A 12,114-nucleotide genomic window follows, 5' to 3' on the forward strand; every position below is an offset into this window, starting at 1 on the left:
CAATTCCGCAGCACTCCACAAGGCGCTCGACGACCTCCTAGCCGAACTTTCGCTAGACACTCGTCACGGGCGGAACGTGCACCGCGCGGGCCCCCGTTCGAGCACGTCACGGTTGTCGGGCACGGTCTCGGGGTTGTCGATGTAGTGTGCCTTGGCCACCGCGGTGGTGTCGCGTTCGAACGCGTTTCGCCATACACCTCCGCACCCCAGGTGGCAACGGCGGCTCGGGGAACCGGACGACAAGAAATAGCTTCTACCCGACCCTTCGGTGCCCACGCTGATGAGAGATAGGCCACTCGTCTACCGCGCGAGTTACAACTCTACCCTCACGGGAGGGTAGAGTCTGAGCCGCTGACCGATTGCTGCCTGCTGCCCGGCAATGCTACGGGCCTCTTCTGCGTCGAGTTCCGCTCAGCAGCCGCTACTCACCGCCGACTTTGCTCGTGCGGCCGTGCCACGTGCGCAAAACCCCTCATGAACGGAGTTCGAATGGTGTCGAGTACCAACGGGCCGAGCACCGAAGCGTCGGTTCTGGCCGCTCTGCGCAGCCCGCGAAAGCTGCGGGTCGAGGTGCTGAGCGCTTTGGTGGTGGCGCTCGCCTTGATCCCCGAGGCGATTTCGTTCTCCATCATCGCGGGTGTGGATCCGCGGGTGGGGTTGTTCGCCTCGTTCACCATGGCGGTGACGATCGCCATCGCCGGTGGCCGACCGGCCATGATCTCGGCCGCCACCGGTGCGGTCGCGCTGGTCATCGCGCCCGTCGTACGGGAACACGGCCTCGACTACTTGATCGCGACAGTAATCTTGGCGGGCTTGCTGCAGATCGTTTTGAGCGTGGCCGGGGTGGCGAAGCTGATGCGGTTCATTCCGCGCAGCGTGATGGTCGGGTTCGTCAACGCGCTGGCGATCCTGATCTTCCTGGCTCAACTGCCACATCTGTTCGGGGTGCCGTGGCTGGTGTATCCGATGGTGGCGGTCGGGCTGGTGGTGATGGTGTTGCTGCCGAAACTGACCACGGCGGTGCCCGCGCCGCTCGTAGCTATCGTGGCGTTGACGGCGGTGACGATGGTGTTCGCGTTGAACGTACCGAACGTCGGTGACGAGGGCGATCTCCCGTCCAGTCTGCCGTCACTGCTGATCCCGCATGTGCCACTGACTTTGGACACACTGAAGATCATCGCCCCCTACGCGTTGGCGATGGCGCTGGTCGGCCTGCTGGAATCGTTGATGACGGCGAAACTGGTCGACGACATCACCGACACCCACTCCGACAAGACTCGCGAGGGCTGGGGTCAAGGCCTTGCGAACATCGTGACCGGGTTCTTCGGTGGCATGGGTGGGTGCGCGATGATCGGCCAAACCATGATCAATGTGAAGGTCTCCGGCGCCCGCACCCGCATTTCGACATTCCTGGCCGGTGTGTTCCTGCTGGTCCTCGTGGTGGGGCTGGGGGGACTGGTCGCGCGGATCCCGATGGCCGCGCTGGTGGCGGTGATGATCATGGTGTCGGTGGGCACCATGGACTGGCACTCGATTGCCCCGAAGACGTTGCGGCGCATGCCGATCGCCGAAACTACTGTCATGGCGGTGACCGTTGTGGTCACCGTGGCCAGCCACAATCTCGCCTACGGCGTCATTGCCGGTGTACTGACCGCGATGGTCGCTTTCGCGCACCGGGTGGCGCATTTCACCGAGGTGATCAAGGTGGACGCCGATAAGGACCGGGATATCGAGACCCGCGTGTACAAGGTACGCGGGGAGCTGTTCTTCGCGTCCAGCAATGACCTGGTCTACCAGTTCGACTACGTCGGTGATCCGCGCAATATCGTGATCGACATGTCCGACACGCACATCTGGGACGCCTCTACCGTGGCTGCTCTCGACGCCATCACCACTAAGTACGCGGCCAAAGGCAAGCAGGTCGAGATCATCGGATTGAACCCGGCGTCGGAAGCGCGCCACGAACGGCTGTCCGGGTACCTGGCGGGCGCGCACTGACATGCGCAACGACACCGACGGCTACCTGCAAATCGGGCAGGTAGCCGAGCGAACCGAGTTGTCGCTGAAGACGATTCGCCATTACGACGAAGTCGGGCTGGTGCAACCTTCGGCACGCTCGGCCGGCGGTTTCCGGCTTTACACCGAAGCCGATGTAGCCCGGCTACTGGTGATCCGCCGGATGAAACCGCTCGGATTCACCCTCGCGGAAATGAAACAGCTACTGGAGGCGGTCGACGCGCTCGATGAGCAGGGCACCACGAACGATCAGCGAACAGCGGCGGCCGCCTATCTGCTCGAGTACCGAGACAAAGCCCGCGACAGCGCTGAACGGCTGAGGCGACAGCTGAGCTACGCCGAGGAGTTGACCGAACTGCTCACCGCCCGCACCTCCCTACCCTCGGACTGATCCGTTTCGTCGCCCTCGGTTGACGTACTAGAGCGAGGCGCGGGTTGCGCTGGTCAGCACCACGTGTCAGCGATCGCAGCCGTGGAAGATTCACTATCCCTGCAGGTCGCGTCGGACATAGCCGTACGTTCCGAGCGCTGTCGCGGCGAGGGTTATCGCGATCATCGTGGCGCCGGCCGCCCAACCCGGTGCGGTAGCCGGGACGGCGGCGAGGTGGGCGAAGGGCGAGATAGCGCGGAGCCAGCCGGGTGCGCCGGTGCTCTGGGCCACGACGTCGAGCAGGAACCCGCCGACGACGGGTATCGCACCGATCACACCGACCGCGTCGGGACGCCAGCCCAAGGCCAGTACCGCGGCGCCGAGAGCCAGCAGGGCTACCGGAGCCACGTTGGCGGCACCGGCGAGGGCGTCACCCAGACTCAGCGGCGCACCGGCAAGTACCGCGCCCGCCCACGTCGCGCTCGCCGCGGTTACCAGCAACACCACCAAACCGCCGATGGTGACGGCGATTTCGACTCCCGCCGAGCGATACCGCGACAACGGCAGAGCATGCAGCGCGGTCCACCGGCGTGCCTTCTCGTCCGCGACCATGGCCGAGATACGACTTTCGGCGTAGCCCCCGGCCGGAAGTGCCAGCAGAGCGAACATCGCCGCCGCGAACCCGGTGGCCGATCCGAGGCCGCCGAAGCCGGCTGTCGCGGCGAGCTCGGCGAAACGCGGGTTTTCGTTAATGAATTCGAGGATCGAGGAGATCAGCGCCCCGATGAGCAGGAAGTAGGCGCCGATGCCCACTGCCCATCCGGCGGTGGGCGCTGCGGCACGCCGAACGGCGAAACCGGTCACCGAGCCGAGCAGGCGGATACGCGGAGCGCGAGTGCCGGGCACGACGATCACCGCACCGCCGAGGTCGCGGCGCTGGGCGACGGCCAACGCGCTCGCGGCCGGGACGACAACGAACAGCAACAGCACCAACAGCGGTGCGACACGGTTGTCGGCGTAGGGCGCGACCCTCGCGGCCAGGCCGAACGGGGTAAGCCACGCCACCCAGGCGAACGCGGCAACACCGTCGGCGAGCATCCGCAGCAGCAGACCCACTCCTACTACAGCCGAAGCAAGCCAGGTGGCTGCGGATCGTGTCGAAACCAGTTGCGCCGTCAGCAATCCCACGCCGCCGAAGGTTGCGGTTGTGCCGAACACGCAAGCTGCGTGCAGAAGTGCGCCCAGTGGGTCGGTACCGGCGACAACGAGCGCGGCCCCGACCCCGACCGCGATGACCGCCGCAGCCAGCCACAACGTGCCGGTTACCCGCACCAGTAGATCGCGCGGGCGCAGCCTGCCGCCGAGCAGCAGCTCCCAGTGCCCCGCGTCCTCCGCACCGCGGGTCAAGCGGGTGGCGGCCAGCAGTGCCCACACCCCGCACAGCACCAGGATCGGCGTGCCGGTGCGCCACACGGTGAATCCACCGGGATCCGACAAGGCCAGCGGCGGACCGAAAAGGACTCGGATGGCGGGGTTTTCAGCGAGCGCGTGGATCCCACCGGAGTCGATGGCATCCGCGAAGGTGGTGCGATATTGAAAGGCGACCAGCGCTGACATACCGGCGGCGATCGCCGCGACCAACATGGCGCCGCGCTGGATTTGGCGTCGGGTGAGCCGGGTGAGCGCCCGCCCCGGCGCGGACACACCTGCCAGTCCGGCTGTCGAGGTAGTCATCGTCACGCCTGCCCGTAGTAGTCGAGGAAGATCTCCTCGAGGCTGGGCTCACGCGAGGACAGCGTCGTCACCTTCGCGGCCGACAGCGCGCGCAGCGCAGGCGCCGCCGACCCCGACACAGTGAACCGGAGCCGGCCCGGCTCGGGCGCCTCGACACCCTCGACACCGGATACCCCGCTCAGCACCGGAGCTTGGCCCTCGTAGGTGACCTCGACGATGGTGCGGTGCAACCGGCGCAACTCTGCCAACGTCGCTGTCTGCACCAGCCGACCGGCGCGCAAAATCGCCACTCGATCACACACCGCCTCGACCTCACCGAGCTGGTGCGAACTCAGGAAAACCGTCTGCCCGCGATCTCGGGCCTCACCGACGCACCGCCGAAACTCGTGCTCCATCAACGGGTCCAGCCCACTGGTCGGCTCATCGAGAACCAGCAGCGGAGCCCGCGAGGCGAACGCCGCGATCAGCGCGACCTTCTGCCGATTGCCGGTCGAGTATGCCTTGCCGAGCTTGTCGACCTCGAGGGCGAACCGCTCGATCAACTCGGCGCGATACGCCAGGTCAGTGCCCGCGCCGATCCGGGCGAGCAGCTCCAGCATCTCCGCACCGGTCAACGACGGCCATAAGGCCACATCGGCAGGCACGTAGGCCAAGTGCCGATGCGCACGCCGCACATCGGCGGCATCCGAGCCGAACACCCGAACGTTCCCCGTCGAAGGACGGATCAGCCCGATCAGCATTCGGATTGTGGTCGACTTCCCGGCACCGTTGGGGCCGAGAAACCCGAACACCTCACCGGTGGCGACTGTGAGGCTCAGATCATCGACCGCGACGGTACGGCCGAACCGTTTCGAAAGATGCTCGATCGAGACGGCAGAACAAGTATCGATGGCGTGCACAGGCAACGCCGAAATAGCAGACACGGAAACACCCTCCGAGGTCAGCGAATATGACATGCCGACCAGACTTCCCGGCGCTCCTGACCACAACGCTACGCCGCCACGGCCGGCACCGTGGATTTTTGTCAAGCGCCGCAATCACTTCCCGGCGCCGTCCGGCGACGCCCTCGAGCACCTCGGTTCTTGATTGCCCACGGACCACCCGGCGCAAGCGGGGTCTTCGATGCGGCCACGTGCTGCTTTTGTTCCGCACGCTGCCTGAAGATGCCTCACTCGGGCGGCGTCAAGCGAATCGCTTCGCCACCTCGGCCTGCTTCGCTGTCGTTCAACCATGCGCCCAATGCGCGAATCAGCAGGACGCAACCGATGAACCCGGCCAGGACAGCGACGGCGCACATGGTGAGCTTCTCCTACGCGATGGCACTACCGGTCGGACCGGATTGTCCACGTGTCCGCTTCATGTCCTCGCTTCGGCGTTCCGGTGCGTTTCGTAGTAGCGGGCCATGAGCTCCCAATACCCGAGCAACAACAGCATCAGCGCGCCGATTGCGGCGGCCGCGGCGACCGGACGGCGACGCCACGCACCGAGCACCGCGGCTACCCCCGCACCGGTGGCTGCGGTGTTCACGGCCAATGCGGCATCCATGGGATGGTCGGCAAGCCAAAGTTCCTCCCCGAGAATGGCTTTCGTCGCCCAGGCCCGTTGGTCGGCAGGCGCGGGGAAGATCAACGGGTTCACCGCGAACCACGCGCCGACGGCGGCGGCGTGCGGCCAGCTTCGCTTCCACACCGGAACCAGTAGCAAGGGCGCAGTCGCCCAGCGGGACCACGCGCTCCACGGGTTCGAATGCCTGGCGAAAACCGCGCGGCGAATACCGGCAAAGGTCCTTCCGGACTTCATCTCTCCAGTGTGCTCCTTCCACAGGTGGGGTCAATCCTGTTCGGTGGGATGAGATGTTCCATCGTGGCGGATACCGTGCCGAGCTTGCGGCAATCATCAGCCTGCGCTTCCGGCGAACTGCTGAAGTAGCGCGTCGCCGAGCGTTGGTTCGCTCCCGCTCGGATGGTCGATCAGGGCGCCCGCCGTCTGCCAGAGTTTGCCTCGGTGGCAGCTTTACGGCATCTTTACGGGTGGTGCGCCGGGAAGTCTGGTCGGCAGCATGGTCTGACGTGGCGGATCGTGCTCGACTTGTGGACGGGTGGGGACGATGGCGTTGGTGCTTGCGTTCGGTGTGGTTTTGCTGGTGAGCGTGTCTCTTTCGGGGGTAGCGGCACGCACGGTGTTGTCGACCGCGCTGTTGTTTCTCGTGGCGGGTGCGCTGATCGGCGACGGTGGGCTCGGCCTGGTCGACATTTCGCCGTCGGACCCGCTGGTGGTAGTGCTCGCCGACATCGCGTTGTTCACGGTGCTTTTCACCGACGGGCAGCGAGCCAATGTGCGCGCGTTGCGCGACGGTTGGCAACTTTCCGGGCGCGCGCTGGGTATCGCCATGCCGATCACCATGGTGTTGATCGCGATCCCGGCCCACTTCCTGGCCGGATTGGATTGGCCGACAGCCCTTCTGGTGGGCGCGATCCTCTCCCCTACCGACCCGGTGTTCGCCGCGGCGATCGTCGGGCGCAGCGACATTCCGCTTCGGTTGCGCCGACTGCTCAATGTGGAGTCCGGGCTCAACGACGGACTCGCACTGCCCTTCGTGCTGATCTTCCTGGCGACCGCGCAGCACAAGGACTCCGGGATCGGCTCCATCGCATGGGAACTGGTGTTGGGCCTGGTGTTCGGGATCGCGTTGCCCGCACTGGTGGTACTGGCTTGGCGCACAAGGATTCTCACCATCGAACCACGCCTGCAGGCGTTGGGTCCGCTGGCCATCGCCGTCGCCCTCTATGGTGCTTGCCATCTCACGCACGCCAACCCGTATCTGGCGGCGTTCGCGGCCGGGTCGACCCTGGCGACACTCGACAAGGTCGCAGCCGAGCAGTACGAGCCGTTCGGCGAACTGCTCTCCGAGATAACGAAATTCGCCGCACTGCTGGTCTTCGGCGCACTGATTACACCTGAGCGACTGGGCCACCTCGGCGTCGGCGCTTGGGTTGTCGCAGTCCTCGCCATCGCGCTGGTCCGCCCGGCCGCAATGATGTTGTCGCTGATGCGCACCCCACTCACCACCGTCGAGCGAGCCACCGCCGCCTGGTTCGGCCCCAAGGGCTTCGCCTCGGTGGTCTACGGCTTGTTGGTACTACAGTCCGGAATCCCCAGCAGCGAAAACGTTTTCGATCTCGTCGCGGTCACCATCGCCCTGTCCATCGTCCTGCACTCCTCCACCGACGTCCCGGTCGCGAAAGCACTACGGGTAGAGCCGCCCGACAACCTACCGACCGGCGCCCCGGACCCCAAGCTCGCCGCCGACGACGTCGATCACGCGCCCGAGGCACGCCACGACATGCCCTAGCACGGCCGCTTCACCACCATTGGGTGATCTCACCGATCCGGCGGCCGAGTTCGGGTGCCAGGGAACGAGCGTAGCTGGCGGTGAGATGGTGCTCGTCGCGGTAGATCAACACGTTCCCCTCGACGACAAGACAACGGTCGGGACGGCAGATGGCGTCGGACAGGTCCAGCGGAAAGACGTTGGGATACCGCGAGGCCGGCAGATCGGCGGGGTTCTCCGGATCGAGCGCGGCCGCTCGGTCCATCCCGCAACTGAAGGAGCTCCCCCGGTGCGCCAGGCAGTCCACGGCACGGTAGTGCACCTCGCCACGACGCAGCCAGGGCACATCGCGGATCGCGAGGACGTTGAGTCCGCGGTCGCCCAGTGCGGTCCAGATATCGATGAATTCCGGTGGCACGTGGTCGCCGTCGTCCCAGCGTGGCCGCGTGCCGGTGGTGAAGATCCATTCCGGGCGGTGTTCGGCGAGCGAATCCAGGACCTCGATGGACCATTCGTGGCATTCGGGGAACGGCGCCACGGCATAGGAGGGCTCATCAGCCAGGGTGAGCGGACACCCCTCCTTCAGATAGGTCACGATGCGGAACTCGTGCTCGCGCGCGAGGACTTCCAAGGCCGGCAACCAGTGTTCGGAGTGTGAACCGCCGACCAAGGCGATGGTGCGGGCGGCGTTCACGTCACCGTAGGTGCAGACCCGGACTTCCCGGTTCGGGGTGATGCAGCCGTCGAAAGTCGGGGCAGGCGCGTCGCGCGGACCTTCGAACACAGTCGGCCGCATCGGCTCCGGCGCGACGGCTGCCTCCTCGAAAAGCGCTGCCGCACCGGGATATCGAGAAACGGCCAGCTCAGACGGCGGGTGGGCGGGATTCACTTTGACTACCCCTTGCCAGCTGAGCGCGGCGGCCAGCACACCGATGCCCAGTACCGACACCGCGACACCGACTCCACGCTGGTAACGCCCGGCCATACCGGAGCGGGTAGCGCTAGGGCGCAACCGCAATGGTGTCTCGATCAGCCGCTGCGTCGCCACCGCCAGGGCGAGCGAGACGGCGATGACGAAAAGCCCGCCCTCGATGCCAGGACTACTCTCGCCGTATTCGGCCAGGTAGAAAATCAGCACCGGCCAATGCCACAGATACAGCGAGTAGGCCAATGCGCCTAGTTGCACGAGCAACGGGATCGCCAGCAAACGGTTGACCCACGGGTACGGTGCGTTGCCGGTATTCATACCCGACACGATCAGCGCGGCCGCGCCGAGAACCGGATACAGCGCGGCAGGGCCGGGGAACTCCGTGGCACCATCGATGAGCAGCCCACAGGAGATCACCATCACCACACCGGCCACCGCCAGTATCGCGCGCACCGGCTTCGGAAGCCGAACCCATGGCGCGGCAACGGCCAATACCGCACCGACGAGCAATTCCCAGGCACGGGCGCCGCTGTCGTAATACGTCCACGCCTGATGTTGCGCCGACCCCGACGCCGCATACCAAAACGAGGCCACGCCGAGCCCAGCCAGCCAGACCAGCAACCGCCCACGATGTCGCAGCGTCCACGACCAGCTCCCGACCACCAGCAGCATCAGCAGATAGAACTGCCCCTGTACCGCCATTGACCACAGATGTTGCAGCGGGCTGACCGAGGGATCCGGTGCCAGATAGTCCAGCTCGGCCCCTGCCAAATACCAGTTCTGGTAGTACAACGCCGAAGCGAGCGTCTGGGCCGAGATGTCGGCCCAGCGCGTGTAGGGCTGGGCCAGCACCGTGGCAACCAGCACCGCGGCGAGGACGAGACACAGCGCGGGCAACAACCTGCGCAAGGTCCGGCGCACGGTGTATCCGAGACCGATCGCATCCGTGGTCTCGATGCGGCGCAACAACATTGCGGTGAAGAAGAACCCCGACAGGACCAGAAACACGTCCACCCCGCCGGAGACCCGGCCCATCCACACGTGGAACACCACGACCAGCGCTATCGCCAGACCACGCAGACCGTCGAGGTCGTGCCGATAGCGGGGGTCGGCCGCCGCCGCGTGCCGGTCCCCCACACGGCTGGAATCGTTCGACGCCGACCGCAGGCGCACAGCGCCGTGGACCCAAGTCATCATGCGCCGCCACCTTTTACACCGTCCACCGGCTTCGCCGCCGCCGACCTCAGCGTGAGCACCGTCCGACTCCCACCATCGCTATGACCGACCCGCCGACCGAGCCGGGTTGCCGACCAGACCTCCCGGCACTCCGCCCGCAAACCATGCCGCAGCGGGCATTGTCGAATCAAACCGGCAGCAACACCCAGCACCGCATGTCGTGGATCGGTTGCCCTGGCGCCGAGGATGTTCAAGGCTCTCGATACCTGTCAGGGATTCCATCGCCGTCCTCGTCGCGGGCTTCGTGTTCAGCGATGACGCGGTAAGCCCGGTTGCGGAACCGCAGCACCACGGTGGCCAGCAGCACGGCGGTGAAGGTGCCCAGCAGCACTCCGATTCGCGCGTGGTCACCACGCACCGGGTCCGCACTGAAGGCGAGCTCACCGATGAGCAGTGACACCGTGAAGCCGATGCCACCGAGCAGCGCGACCCCGGCCACGTCGACCCAGTTCAGGTCCGCATCCAGTTGCGCGCGAGTCAGTTTCGCGGTGAGAAAGGTGGTTCCGGTGATACCGAGGGCTTTGCCGCACACCAACCCGACCACGATACCCACTGTCACTCGGTCGCCGAGGGAATCGACCAGCCCCGACACACCACCGATGGTCACTCCCGCGGCGAAGAAAGCGAACACCGGCACCGCGAATCCCGCGGATAATGGGCGAATCCGGTGTTCGAAACGCTCTGCCGACCCGTGATCAGCGATTGCCGGTCCGGCGCCTTTGGCTGCGGCCACCGGGACAGTGAATCCGAGCAACACGCCTGCGACGGTGGAGTGGACGCCGGACTGGTGGATCAGTCCCCAGGTGAGCACCGCCAACGGAACAAGGAGCCACGGTGAGCTGATCCGCTTGCGCACCGCCACCGCGAACACCACCAACGGCACGCCCGCCAGCGCGAGGTAGCCGAGGTCGAGACGTTCGGTGTAGAAGATCGCGATCACCGTCACCGCGAGCAGGTCGTCGACCACGGCGAGGGTCAGCAGGAAGGTACGCAGCGCTGTGGGCAGATGCGAGCTGACAACGGCCAGCACCGCCAGGGCGAACGCGATATCAGTCGCCGTGGGTATGGCCCACCCGTTGAGGGCTCCATCACCGGAGTCAAGGTTGAACCCGATGAAAATGGCGGCCGGGCCGAGCATTCCGCCGACCGCAGCCACTACCGGCAGTGCGGCCCGGCGCGGATCCCGTAGATCGCCTGCGACAAATTCTCGTTTGAGCTCCAATCCGACGACGAAAAAGAAGATCGCCAGCAATCCATCGGCGGCCCACGTGCCGAGCGAGAGGTCCAGGTGCAGACTCGCCGGGCCGATCCGGTAGTCACGCACCGCTTCATACGCGCTCGACCACGGCGTGTTCGCCCACAACAAGCCGAGAGCAGCCGCGCTGATCAGCAGGACACCACCGACGGTTTCCTTCCGCAGGACCGCGGCGATGCGTCGAGTTTCCGGCCACGTACCGGGACCGAACAGTTGCAGCCGAGGCTCGGAAGAGCTCACCGGATGCCACACTCCCCCGAATTCGCCTGCGGCAGTAGGTAATACACGAGCCCATGCTGCGACCTGCGAGCACAGACAGTGCTGCCGTAGCTCTGCGACCGGGGCACTGCAGAAGTCGAACTCGCCTGCTCCGAGCACGCGAACACCCGAGCCGAAGTGTCAGCCCCGGCACACGATGCCAGCAGACTCGAAAACGCCGAAGCGGCGGAAGCGACGCGGAAATACAGGATACGCACCCATCACTGGACCGGCCCGACCCGCTCCGGGCCGGGTTGCCGACCAGACTTCCCGGCACTCCTATCGTAAAGATGCCGTAAAGGGACCCGCCGAAGCAAATTCGACAGCCCTTGCTCGAGCCCAAGGGTTACAGCGATGCGGGCGCCAACGGGCACCGTGACTCAGAAGAGCCCGACGGTGAATCCTTCGTCGCACACGCCCCGATAGCGGGGGCCCGCGAATCTGCGCAGCCCTTCATCGAGTCGCGGAACCAGGGCGTGTGAATCGGGGATGTCTCCGAACGGCAGCCGGTAGCCGTCGCGAACTCGATGGAACTCCCACAGTGGTTCCATCTCGGGGTGCCGCTGCCGGAACCCCTGATCGGCGGGGAACAGGTCGAGCCGCACCATCGCCGAAGGAACAAGCTTCCGCGGATTTCGGTTCACCGTGCGCGACACCGCGACCGCCGCCAGCTCCGGCCAGGCGACTTCCCATGAGCCGCCATGCGGATCGATCCAACGCACGCCAGCCGGTTCGATCACCAACGAACGAGGGCGGGTGATCACCTTCCACAGGAGAACTCCGGCCAACGCGATGAGCAGCAATACGCCACCGATCACTACGGCAGCGGCCGCTACGCCGTCGCCACCGGCGACCTGCCCGGTCAGCCCGGACCAGACCCCGACCGAGCCGAGCGCAGTGGAAACAACAATCGCGGCTGCGGACTTCTTCGCGACGCCTTGAGCCAAGTCGATCACCATCGGTGGTGGCTGCTGCAGATACACGCC

General features: G+C 65.9%; 9 protein-coding genes. 3 read left to right on the forward strand and 6 right to left on the reverse strand.

Features of this window, described 5'->3' with window-relative positions:
* Positions 1-489 precede the first annotated feature (489 nt).
* Positions 490-1,998: a SulP family inorganic anion transporter gene (locus tag ACIHA7_RS32295; protein ID WP_397294794.1), complete on the forward strand. Its 1,509-nt coding sequence runs from the start codon at positions 490-492 to the stop codon at positions 1,996-1,998.
* Position 1,999: 1 nt separating this feature from the next.
* Positions 2,000-2,407, forward strand: a complete 408-nt coding sequence (locus tag ACIHA7_RS32300; RefSeq protein ID WP_397294795.1) for a MerR family transcriptional regulator — start codon at positions 2,000-2,002, stop codon at positions 2,405-2,407.
* 93 nt (positions 2,408-2,500) lie between these two features.
* Here ACIHA7_RS32300 and ACIHA7_RS32305 read toward each other — a convergent pair whose 3' ends face one another.
* The 3 genes from ACIHA7_RS32305 to ACIHA7_RS32315 form a co-directional block, all read right to left on the reverse strand.
* On the reverse strand, positions 2,501-4,120 hold the full coding sequence (locus ACIHA7_RS32305; RefSeq protein ID WP_397294796.1) for a polyketide antibiotic transporter: 1,620 nt from the start codon (positions 4,118-4,120) through the stop codon (positions 2,501-2,503).
* Between the two features lie 2 nt (positions 4,121-4,122).
* Positions 4,123-5,034 carry an ATP-binding cassette domain-containing protein gene (locus ACIHA7_RS32310; protein WP_397295537.1) on the reverse strand — a complete coding sequence of 304 codons (912 nt, stop codon included), beginning with the start codon at positions 5,032-5,034 and terminating at the stop codon, positions 4,123-4,125.
* 442 nt (positions 5,035-5,476) lie between these two features.
* Positions 5,477-5,920: a DUF6653 family protein gene (locus ACIHA7_RS32315; RefSeq protein ID WP_397294797.1), complete on the reverse strand. Its 444-nt coding sequence runs from the start codon at positions 5,918-5,920 to the stop codon at positions 5,477-5,479.
* Positions 5,921-6,227: 307 nt separating this feature from the next.
* On the opposite strand from ACIHA7_RS32315, the gene ACIHA7_RS32320 reads away from it, so the two are divergent.
* Positions 6,228-7,472 carry a cation:proton antiporter gene (locus tag ACIHA7_RS32320; protein WP_397294799.1) on the forward strand — a complete coding sequence of 415 codons (1,245 nt, stop codon included), beginning with the start codon at positions 6,228-6,230 and terminating at the stop codon, positions 7,470-7,472.
* A 10-nt stretch (positions 7,473-7,482) separates the two neighbouring features.
* On the opposite strand, the gene ACIHA7_RS32325 is transcribed toward ACIHA7_RS32320, so the two are convergent.
* The 3 genes from ACIHA7_RS32325 to ACIHA7_RS32335 form a co-directional block, all read right to left on the reverse strand.
* A complete protein-coding gene (locus ACIHA7_RS32325) occupies positions 7,483-9,576 on the reverse strand; it encodes an acyltransferase family protein (RefSeq protein ID WP_397294801.1) in 2,094 nt (697 codons plus the stop codon).
* Positions 9,577-9,805: 229 nt separating this feature from the next.
* A complete protein-coding gene (nhaA, locus tag ACIHA7_RS32330) occupies positions 9,806-11,110 on the reverse strand; it encodes a Na+/H+ antiporter NhaA (protein WP_397294803.1) in 1,305 nt (434 codons plus the stop codon).
* 398 nt (positions 11,111-11,508) lie between these two features.
* On the reverse strand, positions 11,509-12,111 hold the full coding sequence (locus ACIHA7_RS32335; protein ID WP_397294805.1) for a hypothetical protein: 603 nt from the start codon (positions 12,109-12,111) through the stop codon (positions 11,509-11,511).
* Between the last annotated feature and the right edge of the window lie 3 nt (positions 12,112-12,114).

This window comes from Nocardia sp. NPDC052316, assembly GCF_044547795.1.
Classification (GTDB): Bacteria; Actinomycetota; Actinomycetes; order Mycobacteriales; family Mycobacteriaceae; genus Nocardia.

What these genes read in the sequence shown, in the direction of transcription:
- ACIHA7_RS32300 (WP_397294795.1), top strand. Translation starts at nt 2,000, where the DNA reads ATGCGCAACGACACCGACGGCTACCTGCAAATCGGGCAGGTAGCCGAG.
- ACIHA7_RS32305 (WP_397294796.1), bottom strand. Translation starts at nt 4,120, where the DNA reads ATGACTACCTCGACAGCCGGACTGGCAGGTGTGTCCGCGCCGGGGCGG.
- ACIHA7_RS32295 (WP_397294794.1), top strand. Translation starts at nt 490, where the DNA reads ATGGTGTCGAGTACCAACGGGCCGAGCACCGAAGCGTCGGTTCTGGCC.
- ACIHA7_RS32320 (WP_397294799.1), top strand. Translation starts at nt 6,228, where the DNA reads ATGGCGTTGGTGCTTGCGTTCGGTGTGGTTTTGCTGGTGAGCGTGTCT.
- ACIHA7_RS32325 (WP_397294801.1), bottom strand. Translation starts at nt 9,576, where the DNA reads ATGATGACTTGGGTCCACGGCGCTGTGCGCCTGCGGTCGGCGTCGAAC.
- ACIHA7_RS32315 (WP_397294797.1), bottom strand. Translation starts at nt 5,920, where the DNA reads ATGAAGTCCGGAAGGACCTTTGCCGGTATTCGCCGCGCGGTTTTCGCC.